General features: G+C 74.1%; 19 protein-coding genes. 15 read left to right on the top strand and 4 right to left on the bottom strand.

The annotated features are described in order from the left end of the window. The first annotated feature begins 51 nt into the window (after window positions 1-51). The gene (locus QWM81_RS18800; protein ID WP_290113245.1) at window positions 52-846 is read left to right on the top strand and encodes an SDR family NAD(P)-dependent oxidoreductase; all 795 of its coding nucleotides are present in this window, start codon (window positions 52-54) and stop codon (window positions 844-846) included. Here the strand turns inward: QWM81_RS18800 and QWM81_RS18795 are convergent. Genes QWM81_RS18795 through QWM81_RS18780 form a run of 4 tightly spaced genes read right to left on the bottom strand, consistent with a single transcriptional unit; the run spans window position 840 to window position 5509 of the window. Continuing rightward, complete coding sequence (locus QWM81_RS18795; protein ID WP_290113244.1) at window positions 840-1880, bottom strand: 2-hydroxyacid dehydrogenase; 1041 nt, start codon at window positions 1878-1880, stop codon at window positions 840-842. The genes QWM81_RS18800 and QWM81_RS18795 overlap by 7 nt on opposite strands. 17 nt (window positions 1881-1897) lie before the next feature. After that, window positions 1898-2515, bottom strand: a complete 618-nt coding sequence (locus QWM81_RS18790) for a histidine phosphatase family protein (RefSeq protein WP_290113243.1) — start codon at window positions 2513-2515, stop codon at window positions 1898-1900. Continuing rightward, entirely contained in the window at window positions 2512-3996 is a 1485-nt protein-coding gene (locus tag QWM81_RS18785; protein WP_290113242.1) for an FGGY-family carbohydrate kinase, read from the bottom strand. Before QWM81_RS18785 ends, QWM81_RS18790 begins: the two co-directional genes overlap by 4 nt. Continuing rightward, complete coding sequence (locus tag QWM81_RS18780; RefSeq protein ID WP_290113241.1) at window positions 3989-5509, bottom strand: FGGY-family carbohydrate kinase; 1521 nt, start codon at window positions 5507-5509, stop codon at window positions 3989-3991. Before QWM81_RS18780 ends, QWM81_RS18785 begins: the two co-directional genes overlap by 8 nt. A gap of 278 nt (window positions 5510-5787) precedes the next feature. Between QWM81_RS18780 and QWM81_RS18775 the strand changes: the two genes are divergently transcribed. The 14 genes from QWM81_RS18775 to QWM81_RS18710 all read left to right on the top strand — a co-directional run bounded on the left by QWM81_RS18775 (window position 5788) and on the right by QWM81_RS18710 (window position 21520). Then, window positions 5788-6570 carry a DeoR/GlpR family DNA-binding transcription regulator gene (locus QWM81_RS18775; RefSeq protein ID WP_290113239.1) on the top strand — a complete coding sequence of 261 codons (783 nt, stop codon included), beginning with the start codon at window positions 5788-5790 and terminating at the stop codon, window positions 6568-6570. Between the two features lie 297 nt (window positions 6571-6867). After that, window positions 6868-8226, top strand: a complete 1359-nt coding sequence (locus QWM81_RS18770) for an MFS transporter (protein ID WP_290113237.1) — start codon at window positions 6868-6870, stop codon at window positions 8224-8226. Between the two features lie 2 nt (window positions 8227-8228). After that, window positions 8229-8411, top strand: coding sequence for a hypothetical protein (locus QWM81_RS18765; protein WP_290113234.1), 183 nt, complete (start codon window positions 8229-8231; stop codon window positions 8409-8411). Continuing rightward, window positions 8412-9158 (top strand): YqjF family protein, encoded by a 747-nt coding sequence (locus tag QWM81_RS18760; protein ID WP_290113232.1) that lies wholly within the window; start codon window positions 8412-8414, stop codon window positions 9156-9158. A gap of 193 nt (window positions 9159-9351) precedes the next feature. Then, window positions 9352-11136: an N-acetylglutaminylglutamine amidotransferase gene (locus QWM81_RS18755; protein ID WP_290113231.1), complete on the top strand. Its 1785-nt coding sequence runs from the start codon at window positions 9352-9354 to the stop codon at window positions 11134-11136. After that, window positions 11109-13340 (top strand): S9 family peptidase, encoded by a 2232-nt coding sequence (locus tag QWM81_RS18750; protein WP_290113230.1) that lies wholly within the window; start codon window positions 11109-11111, stop codon window positions 13338-13340. The genes QWM81_RS18755 and QWM81_RS18750 overlap by 28 nt, the downstream gene beginning before the upstream one ends. Before the next feature lie 108 nt (window positions 13341-13448). Beyond that, the gene (locus QWM81_RS18745) at window positions 13449-14450 is read left to right on the top strand and encodes a glycosyltransferase family 2 protein (RefSeq protein WP_290113229.1); all 1002 of its coding nucleotides are present in this window, start codon (window positions 13449-13451) and stop codon (window positions 14448-14450) included. After that, complete coding sequence (locus tag QWM81_RS18740) at window positions 14447-14992, top strand: D-glycero-alpha-D-manno-heptose-1,7-bisphosphate 7-phosphatase (protein WP_353938316.1); 546 nt, start codon at window positions 14447-14449, stop codon at window positions 14990-14992. Before QWM81_RS18745 ends, QWM81_RS18740 begins: the two co-directional genes overlap by 4 nt. Further along, on the top strand, window positions 14989-15996 hold the full coding sequence (locus QWM81_RS18735) for a glycosyltransferase family 9 protein (RefSeq protein ID WP_290113228.1): 1008 nt from the start codon (window positions 14989-14991) through the stop codon (window positions 15994-15996). Before QWM81_RS18740 ends, QWM81_RS18735 begins: the two co-directional genes overlap by 4 nt. A gap of 410 nt (window positions 15997-16406) precedes the next feature. Then, the gene (locus QWM81_RS18730) at window positions 16407-17339 is read left to right on the top strand and encodes a glycosyltransferase family 9 protein (protein WP_290113227.1); all 933 of its coding nucleotides are present in this window, start codon (window positions 16407-16409) and stop codon (window positions 17337-17339) included. Beyond that, window positions 17336-18211, top strand: coding sequence for a glycosyltransferase family 2 protein (locus QWM81_RS18725; protein WP_290113226.1), 876 nt, complete (start codon window positions 17336-17338; stop codon window positions 18209-18211). The genes QWM81_RS18730 and QWM81_RS18725 overlap by 4 nt, the downstream gene beginning before the upstream one ends. Next, entirely contained in the window at window positions 18208-19107 is a 900-nt protein-coding gene (locus tag QWM81_RS18720) for a glycosyltransferase family 2 protein (protein WP_290113225.1), read from the top strand. The genes QWM81_RS18725 and QWM81_RS18720 overlap by 4 nt, the downstream gene beginning before the upstream one ends. 78 nt (window positions 19108-19185) lie before the next feature. Beyond that, window positions 19186-20280, top strand: a complete 1095-nt coding sequence (locus QWM81_RS18715; RefSeq protein ID WP_290113224.1) for a carboxylate-amine ligase — start codon at window positions 19186-19188, stop codon at window positions 20278-20280. Window positions 20281-20536: 256 nt separating this feature from the next. Continuing rightward, window positions 20537-21520 (top strand): NAD-dependent epimerase/dehydratase family protein, encoded by a 984-nt coding sequence (locus QWM81_RS18710; RefSeq protein WP_290113223.1) that lies wholly within the window; start codon window positions 20537-20539, stop codon window positions 21518-21520. Window positions 21521-21580 lie beyond the last annotated feature (60 nt).

Here is a 21580-nt window from a genome sequence, read left to right as displayed (position 1 = left end):
CCCCATGATCAATCCGGTGAAACGGTGCCGCCACAGGGGTACCCGGTCGGGATGAACGCCGTGAGACCACTGGCGGTGGTGACCGGTGCCTCCAGCGGCATCGGCCTCGCACTCGCCAGGCAGTTCGCCGACAAGGGATTCGACCTGGTCGTCTGCGCGGAGGACCGGGGACTGGCGGCCGCCGCGCAGGAGCTGCGCGGCCACGGCGCGGACGTCGTCGCCGTACGGGCCGACCTCGCCACCTACGACGGTGTCGAGCAGCTGTACGCCGCCGTCCTCTCCGCCCGCCGGCCGGTCGCCGCCGCCGCGCTGAACGCGGGCGTGGGGCGGGGCGGGGCGTTCCTCGGCGTGGACCTCGCCGACCACGCCCGGATCATCGACCTCAACATCAACGCGACGGTGCACCTCACGCACCGGCTGCTGCGCGGCATGGTCGAGGAGGACGACGGCCGGCTGCTGATCACCTCGTCGGTCGCGGCGATGGCGCCGGGCCCGTACCAGACCGTGTACAGCGCCTCGAAGTCGTTCCTCCAGTCCTTCGCCCAGGGACTCCAGGGCGAGCTGAGGGACACCGGGGTGAGCGTCACGTCGCTGATGCCGGGCGCCACGGAGACGGCCTTCTTCCACCGCGCCGGCATGGACGACACACGCCTCGGGCGCATGGACAAGGACGATCCGGCCCGGGTCGCCGAGGACGCGTTCGAGGCCCTGATGCGCGGCCGGGACAAGGTGGTCGCCGGGTCGGTGCGGACCAAGGTCCTGGGCGCGGCCGCCAAGGTGCTGCCCGACCGCCTGAAGGCCGCCGGCCAGCGGTACGTGTCCCGGCCGCGCCCCCGGCGTCAGTGACCGGGCACCTGCGGGTTGGCGCAGTGGGCCAGGGGTTCACCGCGCAGGAAGCGGGCCGCCTCGCCCGCCACGATCCGGGCCGCCTTGTGGGCCACTTCCTGGCTGGCGCCCGCGATGTGCGGGGTCAGGACGACGCCCGGGGTCGACAGCAGACGGGCACCGGCCGGTACCGGCTCGACGGGGAACACATCGAAGCCGGCGCCCGCGAGCCGCCCCGAGTCAAGGGCGTCGCACACCGCCTCGTAGTCCACCAGCGCGCCGCGCGCGCAGTTGACGAGGACCGAACCCCGGGGCATGGCCGCGATCTGGGCGGGGCCGATCATGCCCGTGGTCTCCTCCGTCACGCGCGCGTGGAGGGAGACGATCCGGGAGCGGCTCAGCAGGTCGTCCAGCGGGACGAGTGCGGCGATGCCCTCCACCGCCTCGGGCTTCACATACGGGTCGTGCACCAGGACCGTGGCGCCCATCGCGACCAGGACCCGCGCCACGCGCGAGCCGATCGCGCCGAAGCCGACCAGGCCGACGACCGAGCCGTCGATCTCGAAGCCGCAGTTGGCGTAGTCGTAGTAGTCGCCGCGCCAGACGGCGTGCTGGAGGTCGGTGTGGACCTCGCCGATGCGGCGGGCGGCGGCGAGGATGAGGGCGAGGGTGTGCTCGGCGGTGGCGACGGCGTTGCGGCCGGGGGCGTAGCAGACGGCGACGCCGTGGCGGGTCGCGGCCTGGAGGTTGGCGTTGACGGGGCCGCCCCGGCTGACGCAGAACAGTTCCAGGTCCGGGCAGGCGGCGAGGATCCGCTCGGTGAGCGGGGCCATCTGGGTGACGCAGATCCGTACGCCGCGCAGTGCCTCGATCAGCTCCTCCTCGGTGCCGGAGGCCTCGTCGACCTCGGCCACCCGGCCGAAAGGGGTGTGCGGCCAGGGCAGTTGGATCTCCCGTACGTCCAGGTCGGCGTCGGGTGCGGCGGCGCGCAGCTCCTCGGTGAGCAGGCGCGGCAGGACGAAGTGGTCGCCGGCGGCGAGGACGGTGGTGGTCACGGTGGTGCTCCCATGGGTCAGTGGGTGATGAGGGCGGGTGCGTTGAGCCGCAGCAGGGACGCCCGTCCCCCGGGCAGCAGCCGCAGTTCGGTGAGGGCGCCGTTCTCCAGGGCGGGGAAGACGCGGCGGTAGTCGGCGAGCGGGATGCCGAGCAGCTTGCACAGCACCAGGCGTACGAGGGTGGAGTGGGCGACGACGAGGACGCGCCCCTCGGGCAGTTCGCGCGCCACCTCCTGAAGGCAGTCGATGGCGCGGTCCGCCGCCGCCGCGGGGTCCTCGCCGCCCGGCAGGTGGTGGGTCACGGGGTCGTCGAGGAAGGCGGCCAGCTCGTCGGGGAACTCCTCGGCCATCTCCCCGCGCGTCAGCCCGTCGCCGCGCCCGAAGTCCACCTCGTACAGCCGTTCGTCCACCCGGGGGGTGAGGCCGAGCGCGGTCGCGGCGGGTTCGGCGGTCAGGCGGGCGCGGGACAGCGGCGAGCACAGCACGGCGTCGAGGCGCTGCCCGGCGGCCCAGGCGCCGAGCGTCGCGGCCTGCTTGTGGCCGAGTTCGGTGAGCGGCACGTCGGTGCGGCCGGCATAGCGGTTGTCCGCGTGCCAGGCGGTCTCGCCATGGCGTACGAGGATGAAGTCGGTCACTGCTCGGCCTTTCTGCGCGCGTGCGCCGCCACGGACCGGTCGAGCCAGCCGCGTCGGGTCAGTTCGTCGACGAAGTCGAGGTATACGGGGAGCAGCCGGGCCGTGCGCGCGGGGTCGGGGGCCCGTTCCTCCCGCAGGCGCACCATGGCGGCCGCGGCCTCCTCCAGCGTGGCGCCGGAGGCGGTCGCGGCGAGCACCGCCATGCCGGTGGCGCTCTCGGCGTGTTCGGGCAGGGTGACGTCTCGGCCCAGGACGTCGGCGCGCAGCTGCGACCAGTAGGAATTGCGGGCGCCGCCGCCGGTGAGGGTCAGCGGGCCGTCGACGGGGGCGCCGATGTGGTCGAGGTAGTCGAAGCAGAGGCGTTCGACGCAGGCCACGCCGAGCAGCAGGGCATGGAACTCCTCGGCGTCACCGGACACGTCCCCCAGCACGAAGGGCGTGGCGTCGGGGGCGCGGAAGGGGAAGCGTTCGCCGCCCGCGCCCGCGAGGGGGTAGGCGACGGCGGTGGAGCCGGTGGCGGCGGCCCCGGCGGTGAGGGCGGCGAGGTCGGCGCCGGGGAAGCGCCGGGCGATGGCTCCGGCGCCGCTGCTGGACGCGCCGCCGGGCAGCCAGGTGCCGCCGGGGCCGCGGTGGCAGTAGACCACTCCCCCGGGGTCGCGTACGAGGTGCGGGCTCACGCCCTTGAAGACGAGGGTGGTGCCGAGCACGGAGTTCCAGGCGCCGGGCGTGAGCGCTCCGGCACCGATCTGGGCCGCGCAGCCGTCGGTCATGCCGGCGACGATCGGGGTGCCGGGCGGGATGCCGGTGGCCGTGGCGGCGGTGCCGCAGACGGTGCCGATGACGGTGCCGGGCCGTACGACGTCGGGCAGCAGGAAGGGCGGGATGCCCAGCGCGGCCAGTTCCCGCTCCGGCCAGCGCTCCTCGATCAGGTGGTAGCCGGTCTTCAGGGCGTGGCTGGCGTCGGTGGCGGTCGGCCTCCCGGCGAGCCGCCAGGTGATCAGGTCGGCCTGGTGCAGCAGCCGGGCGTCGGGGAAGTCGGTGTTGTCCAGCAGCCACAGGAGTTTGGGCAGCGCCCAGGACGGCTGCATGGTGCGGTAGCCGAGCTCCTGCCACACCTTCGCGCCCGCCGTGTTGACGCGGGAGGTGTACGCGCGGGCGCGCCCGTCGTCGTACATGAGTCCGGGTGTCAGGGGGGTGCCCCGCTCGTCGGCCAGCAGGACGGTGCCGGAGGTGGCGTCCACGGCGAGGCCCCGGACGCGCGCCGGGTCGATGCCGGTGAGGGCTTCCCGGGCGGCGCCGGCGAGGGCGGACCACCACTGCTCGGGGTCCTGTTCGTGGCGCGGTCCGTCGCGGTGGCCGGTCAGGGGGCGGGACGCGGCGGCGAGCAGCCGGCCGGTGCCGTCCACGGCGACGGCGCGGGCGCTCTGGGTGCCGAGGTCGAGGCCGAGGTGGACGGCGTCGGCCGTCAGGGCGTCAGACATGCGGGGCTTCCTGTGCGTGCGGTACGTGGGCGGGGGCGGGCGACCAGCCGAGCGAGCGGGCGGCGTCGCGCCAGGTGAGGAAGGACGCGTAGCGCTCGTCGTACAGCGCGCGGCGCCCGGGGTCGGGCTCCCAGCCGGAGCGCATCCGGACGTACTTGGCGGCGGCGGCCCGCATGCTGCTCTCCGCGCCGCTGAGGACGAGGCCGGTCAGGAACGCGCCCTTGGCACCCAGTTCGGTGTCGGCGCTGCGGGCGGTGGGCACGCCGGTGACGTCGGCGATGAGGCGGCACCACTGGTCGCTGGCGGCGCCGCCGCCGCACAGGCGCAGCTCGTGGACCTCGGTGCCGGCCGCCCGGAGGCAGTCGCGGACGACGAGGGAGAGGCCCTCGAAGACGGCGCGGGCGATGTCGGCGCGCGAGTGGTCGAGGGACAGGCCCCAGAGGGAGCCGCGCGCGTGCGGGTCGAGGAAGGGGGCGCGTTCCCCGGCGGGTGAGAGGTAGGGCAGGAACGCCGGGCCGTTGGCGGCCGGTTCCGTGCTGAACGCCAGCTCGCCGAGGGCGGCGGGGCCGTCGACGCCGAGGGTGCGGGACGCCCAGTCGAGGACCTCGGTGCCGGAGAGGGTGGGGAAGGCGCGCAGGATGCGGCTGCGGCCCCGGTAGGCGATGTTGATGCCGCACGGCTCGCCGGAGGTGTCGACCTGGCGGGTGACGATCTCGGTGCACAGGGTCGTGCCGAGGATGGAGCAGGCCTGGCCGGGGCTGACGACGCCCGCGCCCCGGGCGGTGGCGGCGATGTCGTAGGGGGCCATGACGACGGGCAGGCCGGCGGGCAGGCCGAGTTCGCCGGCGGTGTGGTGGGTGATCTCGGCGATCCGCTCGTTCTCGCCGAGCACCTTCGGCAGCAGCCGGCCGGCCCAGCGGAGCCCGAAGAGGTCGATGATCGCCGGGTCGTAGTCGCCGGTGGTGTGGTCGAGGAAGGGCGCGGAGGCGTCGGACTCGTCGATGGCGGCCACCCCCGTGAGCTTCAGGAACAGCCAGCCGGCCGCCGTCAGCGCCGTACGGGAGCGTTCCAGCCGCTCCGGGTCGTGGGCGGCGAGCCAGCTGAGCACCGCGTTGGGCATGCCGCCGCAGGTGAGGGAGCCGTTGCGGCGGTAGGCCTGCTCCAGGACGCCGTCGGCGGCCCAGCGGGTGAGCAGGTCTGCCGCGCGGCCGTCCGACCAGAGGATGGCGGGGCCGGTGGGGCGGCCCTTGTCGTCGACGAGCCAGCAGCCGTCGCCCTGTGCCGTGAAGCTCACCAGCCAGACCGGGTCGTGGCCGGGGCCGAGCTGGGACAGGGCACTGCGCACGGTGAAGACCACGCCGTTCCATACGGCGTCCATGTCCTGCTCCGCCCAGCCGGGCTGGGGGCGCAGCACCTCGGTCCCGATACGGGCGAGCGCTATTTCCCGCCCCTGGTCGTCGAACACGACGGATTTGATGACCGACGTACCGACGTCGATGGTGAGAACCGACATGGAATACCTGCCCCTTCGAACGTGCGGACGTCAGGGAAACGTGTCGCCGGGCGGGGCGTCAATCGGTCCCGGAATTATCCCGTGACCGTCCGCGGCCCGGATGTGAGGTCGCGGCCGTACGCCGGAGGGCCGGGCGACGGCACGCTATCCGCTGTGTTAACTTCACGTGAGGTTCGCATGACTTCGCATGACTCGCATGACACGTTCCCGCCCTGTCACGCGCCTGTCCCCCCCCCCCCCCCCCGCCGGTGGAGTGAACCGGAAAGGACCCCCGCGCCATGACCCGGATGGACGCCCAGGAAGAACGGCGGCGCAAGTTGCGCGATCTGGTGACCGACAAGGGGTTCGCTCGCACCTCGGACCTGGCCGAGGAGTTCGGTGTGAGTGTGATGACCATCCACCGGGATCTGGACGCGCTCCAGTCTCAGGGATGGCTGCGGAAGGTGCGGGGCGGGGCGAGCTGCCTGCCGTCGACGCAGTTCCACGGCAGCGTCAGCGAACGTATGACGACGATGGCGCGGACCAAGCACCGGCTGGCGCGGGCCGCCGCCGAACTGCTGGCGCCCGGGCAGATCGTGATGCTGGACGACTCCACCACATGCCTGAGCCTGGCCCGGCAGATGGCCGACCACACCCCGCTCACGGTCATCACCAACTCGCTGCCCGCCATCTCGGCGCTCGCCAAGGAGCCGGGTGTCTCACTGATCGCCCTCGGCGGCACGTACTTCCCGGCGTACGACGCCTTCATGGGGCTGCACACGGCGCACAGTGTGGAGTCGTTCCGCGCCGATGTGCTCTTCATGTCGACAACGGCGGTGACCGGGGGCCGCTGCTACCACATGTCCCCCGAGACGGTGCAGGTCAAGCGGGCGATGATGGCGTCCGCCGGGCGCCGGGTGCTGCTGGTGGACCACACGAAGTTCGCCAACCAGGGGCTGTACGCGCTGGCACCGCTGACCGACTTCGACCTGGTGCTCGTGGACGAGGCGGCGCCGGCCGCGGAGGTGCGGCGGCTGCGGGACATAGGCGTCGACGTACGCACGGTCGACACCTCGCGCTGAACGCCACGTGAACGTCACACCGACTTAACCCGCCCTTCGCCACCCCGCGATGGTGGAGCCGCGCCTGTGACCTGGCCTGACGACGCTCGCGCGGTGGCCGCTCACGACGCCTGTCCGTCGATTTCACGCCAGGGCCTGGCCGAGTCACGGGGTTTTTCTCCCGGTCATTGACCCGTGTCACACGGCCGTTTCATCGTGACGCCTCAGCGCACCGCTCACGCCGCTTCCCCGGCGCTTCCCGCGCTCTCCCGGCGCTCCTCCCGCGCCCTCCCCGAATTTCCGAAAAAGGTGGTTCTCGTGGCCGTCGTTGTGGACCCGTCCTCTTCCGCCGAAGAGACACCCGAGAGGCATTGGCTCGACAGGATCGGTATTCCCCGAGCGCTCGCCTGGGGCTTTCTGGGCCTCCTCATCTTCATGATCGGGGACGGCGTCGAGTCCGGTTATCTCTCGCCGTATCTGCGGGACGAGGGCATGTCCGGGGAGCGGGTGGCGCTGCTGTTCAGCGTCTACGGCGCCACCGCCAGCGTCGCCGCCTGGTTCTCCGGCGCGCTGTCGGACCTGTGGGGGCCTCGCCGGGTGATGCTGCTCGGCCTCGGCATCTGGGTGGCGTTCCAGGTGGTGTTCCTGGTCTTCGCCGTGCCGACGGTGAACTTCTGGCTGCTGATGCTCAGCTACGGGCTGCGCGGGTTCGGCTATCCGCTCTTCGCGTACGGCTTCCTCATCTGGGTCACGGCGGTGACGCCGAAGCGCCGGCTCGGCTCGGCGGTGGGCTGGTTCTGGTTCGCGTTCACCGGCGGGCTGCCGACGCTGGGCTCGCTGGTCGCCAGCTTCGCGGTGCCGTGGATCGGCGCGTACGCCACGCTGTGGCTCTCGCTCGCCCTGGTGACGGCGGGCGGCCTGATCGCCCTGCTCCTGGTGCGCGAGCCCACCGGCAGAAACCGGCTCGCCCCCGCCGGTGAGCGCCCGGTCGCCACCCTGATCGGCTCGCTCTCCATCATCTGGCGCAACCCGAAAATCGGTACCGGGGCGGTCGTGCGGGCCATCAACACGGCGCCGCAGTTCGGCTTCCTGGTCTTCCTGCCGGTCTTCTTCACCGACACGCTGGGCTTCTCGCTCAGTGAGTGGCTCCAGCTGCTCTCCGCGATGTTCGCCACGAACATCTTCTTCAACCTGATCTTCGGGGTCGTCGGCGACCGCGTCGGCTGGCAGCGCACCGTCGCGTGGTTCGGCGGCGTGGGCTGCGCGGTGACCACGCTGCTGCTCTACTACGGCACGGTGGCGGCGGGTGACCACTACGCGCTCGCGATGGTCCTGGTCAGCCTGTTCGGCGCGACGCTCGCCGGGTACGTGCCGCTCTCCGCGCTCATGCCGTCGCTGGACCCGGCGCACAAGGGCCAGGCGATGTCGGCCCTGAACCTGGGCGCCGGGGCGAGCACCTTCATCGGTCCGGCCCTGGTGGGCCTCTTCCTGGGGCCGCTGGGCGTCCAGGGCATGATGTGGATCTTCGCCATGCTGTATCTGGCGAGCGCCGTGATGGCGCTGTTCCTGAAGCTGCCGGACCCGGTAGCACCGGGCGCGGCGGGGTACCCGTCCGGCCCCGGCCCGGTAGCGCGGGCCGGGGCGCGAAACGAGACGGACGATTCGCCGGAGGCGTAGCCATGAGTGATCCGTGGGGCTACCCGACACCCTCGCAGGCGGAGGGCGAACGGGAGCCGGACGTCGACGAACACCCCGACGTGGCCCGTTCGACCCCGTCCCAGGCGGAGGGCGAGCGCGCCGCCGAGGAGGAGACGGTCGACACCGACACCGAGTCCGGCGGCGAGAGCAGGAAAGGGACATAAGTGGCGGACGAGGCGGAGAGCGAGCGTCAGGCCCCCCGGGTAAGGCTGCCGGGACTGCGCTGCCACTGGCTGAACCAGTGCTTCGTCCACTGGCCTTACCCTCCCGATGACGTCCAGGGTCTGCTGCCGGAAGGGCTGACCGTGGACACATACGAAGGGGCCGCGTGGGTGAGCCTCACCCCGTTCGTGATGGCGGACGTGCGGCCCCACCCCCTGCCCGTGCTGCCCGGGACACCCGACTTCCCGGAGACGAACCTGCGGACGTACGTGCGGGGGCCGGACGGCCGGGACGGACTGTGGTTCCTCTCCCTCGACGTCACCAATCCGCTGATGCTGGGCGCCCTCGCCGTGGGGGCGCCGTATCGGCTGGCCCGGCTGCGGGTGGAGAAGGAGGACGAAAGGCTGGTGTACACCGGTTCGCGGTACGGCTCCGGCGTCTCGTACCGCCTGGTGATCCGGCCGGGCGAGAGGCTGACGCCGCCGTCCGAGCAGGCCGACTGGCTGACCTCACGGTGGCGGGCGTACACCCGCCGCCTGGGCGTGGTGTGGGAGGTCCCGGTCGAGCACGAGCCGTGGCGGCCGGCCGCCGCCGAGATCGAGTCGCTGGAGGAGAACCTGCGCGAGGCGGCGGGCCTCCCGCCCTGCGGCGAGCCGCCCGTGGCGCACTTCTCGCCGGGCGTGCGCGACGTACGGATCGGGATCGCGCGGCCGGTCGGCACAGGTGGCGGGGAGGCCCGTGACGCGTAGCCGTGGATTGTTCCGCGATCAACGGGGAACCCGCCGGTACGGAGCGGGCGGCCGAGCACCGCCGACATCAACGGCGGGCGGGGCCCGCTCCCCGTCTTGGAGGAGTTGTGGTGACTGATTCACACGGGATTGAGGAGGACACGGAGGTCCCGGATGTGACCGGGGCCGGTACGGCACAGGCGGGGGGTGCCGTATGTGTGGCCTGAGCGGTGAGATCCGCTTCGACGACCGGCGGCCCGACGTGGCCGCGGTGGAGCGCATGACCGACCGGCTGGCGGCCCGCGGGCCGGACGGCCGGGGCATCTGGTCGCAGGGCGCGGTGGCGCTCGGCCACCGCAGACTCAAGATCATCGACCTGTCGGAGCGCGGCGCCCAGCCGATGACCGACACCGAGACCCGGCTGACCGGCGTGTTCAACGGGTGCGTGTACAACTACCAGGAGCTGCGCGCCGAGCTGCGCGCCCTGGGGCACCGGTTCTTCTCCACCTCGGACACCGAGGTGATTCTCAAGGCCTACCAGCAGTGGGGCACCGACTGCGTCGACCACTTCATCGGCATGTTCGTGTTCGCCATCGTCGAGAACGACACCGGCCGGGTCGTGCTGGCGAGGGACCGGCTGGGCATCAAGCCGCTGTACCTGGCGCACGGGCCCGGGCACCTGCGGTTCGCCTCCACGCTGCCCGCCCTGCTCGCGGGCGGTGGCGTCGACACGTCGCTCGACCCGGTGGCCCTGCACCAGTACCTGAGCTGGCACGCCACGGTGGCGGCGCCGCGCACCGTGCTGGCCGGGGTGCGCAAGCTGCCGCCCGCGACGGTGCGGGTGATCGAACCGGACGGTACGTACCGTGACCGGTGCTACTGGCAGCCGTCGTACACCCGGCGCGCGGAGCACGCGGGCATGGACGCCGGTGACTGGCGGGACGCGGTGCTGGACGCGCTGCGGACGGCGGTGCGGCGCCGGATGGTCGCCGACGTGCCGGTGGGCGTGCTGCTCTCGGGCGGGCTCGACTCGTCGCTGATCGTGGCGCTGCTCGCGGAGGAGGGCCAGAAGGACCTGGCGACCTTCAGTGTCGGGTTCGAGTCGGAGGGCGGCGAGGAGGGCGACGAGTTCGCGTACTCCGACCTGATCGCCCGGCGCTACGGCACCGACCACCACCAGCTGATGGTGCCCTCCGACCGGGTGTCGACCGCCCTGGACGCGGCGGTGGCGGCCATGAGCGAGCCGATGATCAGCCATGACGTGGTCGCCTTCCACCTGCTGTCGGAGCAGGTCTCCAAGGAGGTGAGCGTCGTCCAGAGCGGCCAGGGCGCCGACGAGGTGTTCGCCGGCTACCGCTGGTACCCCGAGATGGCCGCCGTCGAGCGGGAGCGGGAGCCGGAGACGTACGCGGAGGTGTACTTCGACCGCCCGCACGCCGACTTCGCGCGCATCCTCCAGCCGGACATGCTGCCCGACCACGACGCCTCCAGCCGGTTCGTGCACGAGCACATGGCGGCCCCCGGCGCGCAGACCGCGCTGGACGCGGCGCTGCGGCTGGACACGCACGTGATGCTGGTGGACGACCCGGTCAAGCGGGTGGACAACATGACCATGGACTGGGGGCTGGAGGCGCGGGTGCCGTTCCTCGACCACCAGCTCGTGGAGCTGGCCGCCGCCTGCCCGCCGGAGCTGAAGCTGGCGCAGGGCGGCAAGGGCGTCCTGAAGGACGCGGGGCGCGCGCTGCTGCCGCGCGAGGTCGTGGACCGGCCCAAGGGCTACTTCCCGGTGCCGGCGATCCGGCACATGGCGGGGCCCGTGCTGGAGCGGGTCCGTGAGGCGCTGGCCGCGCCCGCGGCCAAGTCCCGCGGGGTCTTCCGGGACGAGTACGTCGCCGAACTCCTCGCCGCCCCCGACGTCCACCGTACGAAGCGCGGGGCCAACGCCCTGTGGCACGTAGCGTTGCTGGAGATATGGCTGCAGACGCACAACATCAACTGACCGGAGCCACGTCGGCGGCACCTCTCCTGGTGCCGCTCGCCGACGCGGCGGGCCTGCGCGACACTCCCCAGCCGCTGGTCTCCCACGGCTGCTGGTACCCGTCCGCCGACCCCACGGGCGAGCGGGTGGCGTTCATCTGCGACCGGACGGGGGTGCCGCAGCTGTGGACCGGGCCGGTCGACGGCGGTGACATCCACCTGCTCGACTCCGACCCCGATCCCGTCACCGAGGTGGCCTGGTCGCCCGATGGACGCTGGATCGCGTACACGGTCGCCCCGGGAGGCGGCGAGCACACCCGCGTGCTGTGCGTACGCCCGGACGGCACCGGCCGCCGGATCGTGGCGGGCGCGGACTGGACCAGTTCGGCGTACCTGGGCTGCTGGGCGCGGGACGGCTCCGCGGTGGCGGTCACGGTGGCCGAACCCCCGCCGCCGGTGGCGGAGCCGGCTGTCCCCGGTGACCTGCCGGCGGGCTGGGCGGAGCGGGACGGCCACGCCACTCTGCTGGGCGGCGAGCACTACGGGGAGGTGGGGGCGGCGCCCCGTGGGGGCGGGGGTGCGCGGGACCGGCTCAGTGCCTATCTGGTCGACCCGGACGGGGTCGGCTCGCCCGCTTTGGTGGCGGCCGAGTCGGGTGCGGCCACGCTGCGGGTGTGCGACATCAGCCCGGACGGACGGCTCGCGCTGGTGCGGCGCGGGCCGCGCGGGCGGCGGGAGGCCGTGGTGGTGCGCATGGCCGACCTGGGCACGGGGTCGGTGCTGCGGGTGGCGGACGGTGACCCGTGGATCGGCCGGTTCTCGCCGGACGGCCGCACGCTGTGGCTGCGCAGCGACCACGAGCGGGAGTTCGCCGCCCTGCTGGCGGCGGAACTGGACGCCGAGGGCCGCCGGTCGGGCCTGTCCGTGGTGGCCGAGCGGGCCGGCAGCGACCTGGAACTGCTGGCGTTCCCCGAGGACGGCCGCACCGCCGCCCTCGCCTGGAACGTCCGGGGCGCGAGCGCATTGCAGACGCTGAGCCTGCCGACGGGCACGCCGGGCGGGCCGGGAGGTGCGGGTGCTCCCGGTGGTTCTGATGGTTCTGGTGATCTCCGTGGTCCCGGTGTTTCCGGTGGCCCCGGTTCTCCTGGTGCTCCCGGTGGTTCTGGTGGTGCTGGTGATCTCGGTCGTCCCGATGGTTCCGGTGATCTGGGTGATTCCGGTGGTCCCGGTAGTTCGGGAGGTCCCGGTGGTCCGGCGGTCACCCGGGACGTGGGGTTGCCGCACGAGGTGGTGACGCGGATCGCGCGGGGCGGGCCGGGCGGGATGGTGGTGGCCCTGTCGGGGTCGCAGCGCAAGCCCGGTGTGTGGTCGGTGCCCGGGACGGCGCCGCCCGCGCGGACGCCCTGGTCGTCGCGGGACGAGGACGCCGTACCGCCGGGGCGCCCGCCCGTGTGCCCGGTGCCGCTGCGCCCGGTGGCCCGTGACGGGCTGGAGCTGGGCGGCTGGTACTACCGGGCGCCCGGCCGGGGCGGCGGCGACCCGGCGCCCTGCGTGATCCACCTGCACGGCGGGCCGGAGGAGCAGGAGCGGCCCGTGTTCGACCCGCTGTACCACGAGTTGCTGGGGCGCGGCCTCGACGTCTTCGCTCCCGACGTGCGCGGGTCCTCCGGGCGGGGGCGGTCGTTCGTGGACGCCGACCTCGGTACGGGACGGTTCGCGGCGATCGACGACGTCGCGGACTGCGCCGCGCACGCGGTCCTGACCGGGCGCGCGGACCCCACACGGCTGGCCGTGATGGGGCATTCCTACGGCGGCTACCTGACGCTCGCGTCGCTCGTGTGGCACCCGGCGCTCTTCCGTACGGGTGTCGCGGTCTGCGGCATGTCCGACTTCGCGACGTTCTTCGCCGGGACCGAGCCGTGGATCGCGGAGTCGGCGGCCCACAAGTACGGCCACCCGGAACGCGACCGGGAGTTGCTGCACGCCCTGTCCCCCATGAGCCGTATCGACGAACTGCGCGTACCGCTGCTGGCCGTGCACGGCGAGCACGACACGAACGTGCCGCCGGGCGAGTCCGAGCAGATCGTCCGCGCCGCCCGCGAACGCGGCCACCCCGCCGAGCTGCTGATGCTCCGCGAGGAGGGCCATGAGTTCCGGCGGGCGGACAACCGGCGGCTGTTCCGCCGTACCGCCGCGGACTGGCTGGAGCGGTACCTGACCGGCTGAGCCGGTGCGGGTCCCCACAGATGAGCATAAAGTGACCGGACATGGGCATTCCGTACGTCGCTCTGGACACCGACCGGAAACCGACCCAGGAACTGGAGGCGCAGACGCATGATCCCCCCGCTCGCCTCGTACGCCGTGGTCGTCCCCACCATCGGACGGCCCTGCCTCGCCGACTGCCTCGCCGCGCTCGCCTCCGCCGAGGGGCCGGAGCCGAGCCGGATCGTGCTGGTGGACGACCGGCCGGACCCGCCGGGCGAGGCCCTGCCGCTGGAGGCGCTCGGCCCGCTCGCGGACCGCGCCGTGGTGCTGCGCAGCGGCGGGCGCGGCCCGGCGGCGGCCCGTAACACCGGACTGCGCGCCGTGGACGAGCCCTGGGCGGTCCTCCTCGACGACGACGTACGGGTCAGCGCCTACTGGCGTGAGCAGCTCGCCCGGGACCTGGCCGAGGCGTCCCCCGACACGGGCGGCGTGCAGGGCGTGCTCCAGGTGCCGCTGCCCGCGGACCGCCGCCCCACCGACTGGGAGCGCAACACCGCGGGCCTGCAGAGCGCCCTGTGGGCGACCGCCGACATGGCGTACCGCACGGAGGTGCTCAAGGCGGTCGGCGGTTTCGACGAGCGGTTCCCGCGCGCCTTCCGCGAGGACGCGGATCTCGCGCTGCGGGTCATCGAGGCGGGCTGGCGGATCGTGCGCGGTGAGCGGCGCACCGAGCATCCGGTGCGGCCCGCCGACCGGTGGGTGTCGGTGCGGCTGCAGAAGGGCAACGCGGACGACGCGCTGATGGTGCGGTTGCACGGCCCGGACTGGTGGGAGCGGGCGGCGGCGGCGCGCGGACGGATCCGGCGGCACGCGGCGGTCAGCGCGGCGGGCGTCGGGGCCGTGCTGCTGGCGGCCGCCGGGCGGCGGCGGGCGGCGGTGCTCGCGGCGGCGGGATGGCTGCTGGGGACGGCGGAATTCGCGCGGGCGCGCATCGCGCCGGGTCCGCGCACCGTGGACGAGATCGTGACGATGACCCTGACCAGTGCCGTCATCCCGGCCGCCGCCACATGGCACCGGCTGGCCGGGGAGCTGCGCCACCGGTCGGCGGGGAGCTGGGACGGCGCCCTGTGACGGGCCCCGCGGCCGTACGCGCCGTGCTGTTCGACCGGGACGACACGCTCATCGAGGACGTCCCGTACAACGGCGACCCGGAGAAGGTCCGGCCCATGCCGGGGGCCCGGGAGGCGCTGCGGCTGCTGCGCGGGCACGGGATACGTACCGGTGTGGTGTCCAACCAGTCGGGTGTCGGGCGGGGCCTGCTGACCGAGGAGGACGTACGCCGGGTCAACGCGCGCGTGGACGCGCTCCTCGGGCCGTTCGAGGTGTGGGCGCACTGTCCGCACGTACCGGAGGACGGCTGCGGCTGCCGCAAACCGGCGCCGGGACTGATCGTGGAGGCCGCGCGGCGCCTGGGGGTCCCTCCGGAGGCGTGCGTGGTGATCGGTGACATCGGCTCGGACATGGGCGCGGCGCGCGCGGCGGGAGCGCGCGGGGTGCTGGTACCGACGGCGCGGACGCTGCCCGGGGAGGTGGCGGCCGCGCCGTACGTCTGCCCGGACCTGCTCGGTGCGGTACGGCACGTGCTGGGGGACGGCTCCGGGAGGCGGTCATGAGGGCGCTGGTCGTGCGCCTCGACAGCTTCGGCGACGTCCTGCTCGCGGGCCCCGCCGTGCGGGCGGTCGCGCACCGGGCGGAACGCGTGACGCTACTGTGCGGGCCGCGCGGGGCGCCGGCCGCGAGGCTGCTGCCGGGCGTGGCCGAGGTGCTGGTCTGGGAGGCGCCGTGGGTGGGCTTCACGCCGCCGCCGGTCGACCGGGCCGACATCGACCGGATCGTCAACCGTCTGGCCGCCGCGCGCCCGGACGCGGCGCTGATCCTCACCTCGTTCCACCAGAGCCCGCTGCCCGCCGCGCTGCTGCTGCGCATGGCGGGCGTGCCGCACATCGCGGCCGACAGCGTGGACGCGCCCGGTTCGCTGCTGGACGTGCGCCACCAGCGGGCGCCGCACGCCCATGAGGCCCAGGCCGCGCTGGACCTCGCCGAGGCGGCGGGCTTCCCGCGTCCCCCCGGCGACGGCGGGCTGCTGCGGGTCCGGCACGCGCCGGCCGCGCAGGAGCTGACGGGCCCGGGGCCGTACGTGGTCGTCCACCCCGGCGCGAGTGTCGCGGCCCGGCGGTGGAGCCCCGAGCGGTGCGCCCACGCCGTACGCCTGCTGGCCGGTGCGGGGCACCGGGTCGTCGTCACGGGCGGACCGGACGAGCGGGAGCTGACCGCGCTGGTCGCGGGGCGTGACGGGCTGGACCTGGGCGGCCGGACTGAGCCTCCGCAGCTGGCGGCCGTGCTGGCGGCGGCCGGTGCGGTGGTGACGGGCAACACCGGCCCGGCGCACCTGGCGGCGGCCGTGGGCACGCCGATCGTCTCGCTGTTCTCACCGGTCGTGCCCGCCGAGCGCTGGGGCCCCTACGGCGTTCCGCATGTGCTGCTGGGCGACCAGCAGGCGCCCTGCGTGGGCACCCGCGCCCGGGAGTGCCCGGTGCCCGGCCATCCGTGCCTGGACGAGGTGACGGCGGAGGACGTGCTGGCCGCGGTGGAGAAGCTGCTGGAGGGCGGGGAATGACCCCGCGCGCCGTGGCGGCCACCGCCGGTGGGTGGGGGGCGTGGCCCCTCCGGGCTCGTCTCCTTGAGGCCGGCGGCCTTGAGTGCGTCGCACCGGGGGCCCGTCCCGCGCGGGCGCGGTGCGGGTCGTCTGCTGCCGGTGGGTGGGGGGCGTGGCCCCTCCGGGCTCGTCTCCTCGAGGCCGGCGGCCTTGGGTACGTCGCATCGGGAGCCCTTCCCTTGCCGCCAACCTCTGCGGGGACGACCCTGCACGGCCCCACCCCGGCCGTCGCCCGGCTGCGGGTCGGTTGTGGGGTCGGCTCCCGCAGTCCGGTTGTGGGCAGTCGTTCCGCAGGGCGGAACGGGTGGGCACAACCGGACCACGGTCCGCAGACGGACGCGAGTCCGGGGCGGGGCCCCGGCAGGTCGCGGGTGCTTGTGCTGCGGGCGCTGGGCCTGGGTGACCTGCTGGCCGGGGTGCCCGCGCTGCGGGCGCTGCGGCGGGCCTTTCCGGAGTACGAGATCGTCCTCGCCGCACCGGAGCAGCTGGCCGCGCCCGCGGCAGCGTCCGGGGCGGTGGACCGGGTGTTGGGGGCGTCGGCGCCCGGCAGGGCCGTACCGGTGCGGCTGGACTGGGAGGGGCCGCCGCCGGACGTGGCGGTGGACCTGCACGGCAACGGGCCGTCCAGTCACCGGTTGCTGCAACGTGTGCGCCCGGGGCGGCTGCTGGCGTTCGCGCACCCCGGGACACCGGAGATCGCGGGGCCCGAGTGGCGGGCGGACGAGCACGAGCGCGCCCGCTGGTGCCGGCTGCTGGAGTGGTACGGCATCCCCGCGGACCCCGGCGATCTGCGGCTGCCGGTGCCGGACGCGGCGTCCCCCGCGCCCGGCGCGGTCGTCGTGCACCCGGGCGCCGACTCGGGGGCGCGGCGCTGGCCGGCGGAGCGGTACGCGGCGGTGGTGCGGGGGCTGCGGCGGCGCGGGCACCGGGTGGTGCTGACCGGCGGGCCGGGCGAGGACGAGCTGCTGGACCAGGTGCGTGAGGGCGCGGACGTGGAGGTGTTCGCGGGTGGGCTGCCGTTCGAGCGGCTTGGCGCGCTGTTCGCGGGGGCGGCGGCCGTCGTCAGCGGCGACACCGGGATCGCCCACCTCGCGGTCGCCTACGGCACCCCTTCCGTGACCCTGTTCGGTCCGGTATCGCCCCGTCTGTGGGGGCCACCGCCGGGTACGCGCCACGTCGCCCTGTGGCACCCGGGCCCTCCCGGTGACCCGCACGGCCGCGAACCCGACCCGCAGCTGCTGCGCATCCAGCCGGACGACGTCCTGAAGGCCCTGTTCGACCACCCGGAGGTGCCCCGCCCGTGACCGCCGACAGCCGCACGACCGTCGTCGTGATCACCCACAACCGCCGCGATCAGCTGCTGGGCACGCTGGACCGCCTCGCCGCGCTTCCCGAACGGCCCCCGGTGATCGTCGTCGACAACGCGTCGACCGATGGCACCCCGCAGGCCGTCGCCGACCGCCATCCCGGGGTCTCGGTGCTCACCCCGGGCCGCAATCTCGGGGCGCCGGGCCGCAATCTCGGCGTACGCCATGCCCGGACGCCCTATGTGGCCTTCAGCGACGACGACTCGTGGTGGGAACCGGGGGCGCTGGCGCGCGCGGCGGACCTGTTCGACCGGCACCAGCGGCTCGGGCTGCTCGCGGCCGGTATCCACGTGGGCGCCGAGGGCAGGCCCGACCCGCTGAACAGCATCCTCGCCGCGTCCCCGCTCGGCCACGCCGCCGATCTGCCCGGCCCGCAGGTGCTGGGCTTCCTGGCCTGCGCCGCCGTCGCCCGCCGGGAGGCGTACCTGGAGGCGGGCGGCTACCACCCGGTGCTGTTCCTGGGCGGCGAGGAGACCCTGCTCGCCTACGACCTGGCGGCGCGCGGCTGGGGCGTGTGCCACTGCCCCGAGGTGGTGGCGGTGCACAGCCCCATCGGCGGGGTGCGGCCCGGGCGGCCCGCGGTGATGCGCCGCAACGCCGCGCTGACCGCGTGGCTGCGCCGTCCCCTGGGCGTGGCGCTGCGGCACACGCGCGGGCTCGCCGCCGAGGCGCGGCGGGATCCGGAGGCCCGTACGGCGCTGCGCGAGATGGTCGAGCGGCTCCCGGTGGCGCTGCGGCTGCGCCGGCCGCTCCCGGCGGCCGTGGAGGCGGCGGCCCGGCGCCTGGACCTGGAAGGAGCGGCGAGATGACCGACCCCCGTACCACCGTCGTCGTGATCACTCACAACCGGCGCGAGGAGCTGCTGCGTACGCTCGGCAAACTCGCCGCGCTGCCGGAGCGCCCGCCGGTCGTCGTCACCGACAACGGCTCCACGGACGGCACCGCCGAGGCCGTCGCCCGGCTCCATCCCGAGGTCACGCTGCTGACGCCGGGCCGGAACCTGGGCGCGGTGGGCCGCAATCTCGCGGTACGCCAGGTCGTCCGTACGCCCTACATCGCCTTCTGCGACGACGACTCGTGGTGGGAGCCGGGCTCGCTCTCCTACGCCGCGGACTTGCTGGACCGGCATGAGCAGTTGGCGGCCGTCACCGCCCGTATCCTTGTCGAGCCGGACGGCCGGGAGGATCCGATCGTGGCCGAGCTGCGGGACTCGCCGGTCGAGGGACCGGACTGGCTGCCCGGCCCGGCGCTGGGCTCGTTCCTGGCGGCGGCGACGGTGCTGCGTACCGACGCGTTCCGGGCGGCGGGCGGGTTCAGCGAGCGGCTGTGGCTGGGCGGCGAGGAGGAACTGCTCGCCACGGACCTGGCGAGCCAGGGCTGGTGGCTGGCGTACGTGGCGGAGATGACCGTCCACCACGCGCCCTCGGTGGCCCGCGACCCCACGCTGCGGCGGGTGCACGGGCTGCGCAACACGCTGTGGTTCTGCTGGCTGCGCCGGCCGCTGGTGCCCGCGCTGCGGCGGACGCTTGAGCTGGCGCGTACGGTCCCGCGCGACCGGGCGTCGCTGCGGGCGTTCGGTCTGGCGCTCGGGGGGCTGCCGTGGGTGCTGCGGGAGCGGCGGGTCGTACCGCCGGCGGTGGAGGCGCGGCTGCGTGCGCTGGCGGAGGCGCAGCGCACATCGACGGCGCGGCGCTATGTGGGCTGACGCCCGCCCGAGGCCGGTGGCGGTCCGCGCTCTTCGCTCCCCGGTTCATCCCATCGTTCGAGGGGTACCCGGATCGACATGATCACCATTGGGGTCGAGGAAGAGTACCTGCTGCTCGATCCGGTCACGTGCCTGCCGGTGCCGCTCGCCGACCAGGTGCGGGCCGCGGCCGGCCTGGAGCCGATCGTCGAGGACGCCGAGGTCCAGTCCGAGCTGCTGCAGGCACAGGTGGAGGTCGCCACGCCCGTGTGCACCGACCTGGAGGAGGTCGGCGGCCACCTGCTGCGGCTGCGCCACGCGCTGGGCACGGCGGCGGAGAAGAACGGCTGCCGGATCGCGGCCTGCGCGACCGCCCCGTACCGGGAGCCGGCGCCCGTGCCGGTGACCGAGAAGGCCCGCTACCTCGCGATGCGTACCCAGGCGCCGCAGCTGGTGGCCGAACAGCTGGTGAACGGGATGCATGTGCACGCCGCCGTGCCGGACCGCGAGACGGGTGTCGCCGTCCTGAGCAGGATACGGGTGTGGCTGCCCGTCCTGGTGGCCATGTCGGCCAACTCCCCCGTGTGGGACGGCAAGGACACCGGTTTCGCGAGCTGGCGCACGGTGATCTTCGGGCGCTGGCCGGTCAGCGGCCCGCCGCCCTGCTTCACCTCGCTCGCCGACCACGAGAGACGGGTCCAGTCGCTGCTGGACACCGGGATCATCACCGACACCGGCCAGCTGTACTGGCAGGCCCGGCTGTCCGACAAGTACCCGACCGTCGAGGTGCGCTGCGCGGACGTGCAGTTGCGCGCCGACGCGGCGGTCATGTTCGCCGGGCTCGTCCGCGCCCTGATCGCCACCGCGATCCGTGAGGAGAAGGCGGGGCTGCCGCTTCCGCAGTGCCCGCCGGAGCTGCTCCAGGCGTCCAACTGGCATGCCGCCCGGCACGGGCTCAGCGGCCTGCTGGTCGATCCCGCCGGGAAGGCCCGCAGGGCGGGTGACGTGCTGTGCATGCTGCTCGACCACATCACGCCCGCCCTGGACGAGGCCGGTGACACCCGCGAGGTGTCCTCGCTGATCCACCGGCTGCTCCAGCAGGGCACACCGGCGGACCAGCAGCGGCGGGCGCTGGTCGAGGGCGGCCTCCCGGCCCTCGCCGAGCTGATCATCAGCGAGACCGTGTCCCCCTGACCCGGCCCCTGCCCTACGCCTGACCCGGCCCCCGGCGGTCCGCCTTTCGGCGCCCCGAGGCGGCCGGGGCCTGTCTTCCCGGTGTTCGCCCCTCTGAGCTGCCCAAACGCCCTCCAGAGGCGTCGCCCTCACCTTCCGTGACCACTCGAACGGCGCATACCACCGCGCCCCGTGCCCTCCTTCGGCCGAGCCTGGACGCAGGTGCAGAGGGCACTGGAGCGTCGTCGGCGTTCCGCACATGTACGGAGGACACCGAATGGACACCGCTTTCGCAGGCAGCTGGGAGCACGCCGTCGTCACCGGCGGCGCCGGCTTCGTCGGGTCGCACCTGTGCACCGCGCTGCTGGACTCGGGCACCGCCGTCACATGTGTGGACGACTTCAGCACCGGGCGGCGGGAGAACATATCCGGGCTCCTCGGCCGCCCCGGCTTCACGCTGGTGGAGGCGAACGTCTCGGAGCCCTTCGACGTCGACGGGACACCGGACCTGGTGCTGCACTTCGCGTCCCCGGCGTCGCCCGCCGACTACCTGCGCCTCCCGCTGCACACCCTGGAGACCGGCAGCCTCGGCACCCGCCACGCCCTGGCGCTCGCGCACCGCGCCGGGGCCCGCTTCCTGCTCGCCTCCACCTCCGAGGTGTACGGCGACCCGCAGCAGCACCCGCAGAACGAGCGGTACTGGGGCAATGTGAACCCGGTCGGCCCGCGCAGTGTGTACGACGAGGCGAAGCGGTTCGGCGAGGCGCTGACCACCGCCGAGGCCGAGGTCCACGGCACGGACGCCGGCATCGTACGGCTGTTCAACACCTACGGTCCGCGGATGCGCGGCCACGACGGCAGGGCCGTCCCCACCTTCGTACGCCAGGCGCTCGAAGGGGAGCCCCTCACCGTCACCGGCGACGGGCGGCAGACGCGGTCGCTGTGCTACATCGACGACACCGTGCGCGGCATCCTCGCCGCGGCGGCCCATGGGCTGCGCGGCCCGGTGAACATCGGCAACCCGACCGAGATCACCATGCTGGAGCTGGCGCGGCTGGTCATCGAACTCACCGGCTCCCACTCGCAGATCCGCTTCATCGAACGGCCCACGGACGACCCGGCCGTGCGCTGCCCCGACATCACCCTGGCCCGGGACAAGCTCCAGTGGGAGCCGCGCGTGAGCCCCGAGGAGGGCCTGCGGCGCACCATCGCCTGGTTCCGTGACCAGGCGCGCGGCGATCGCACGCCCAGCGGCTCCTGAACCACCCACACCCACCGCCGTCCGTCTTCCCGACTCCCCCGACTCGCCGAAAGGCCAGGG

Source organism: Streptomyces ficellus (assembly GCF_030406405.1).
GTDB lineage: Bacteria > Actinomycetota > Actinomycetes > Streptomycetales > Streptomycetaceae > Streptomyces > Streptomyces ficellus_B.
The sequence above is the reverse complement of the archived record's forward strand: the minus strand, read 5'-3'. Positions and strand labels throughout refer to the sequence as shown.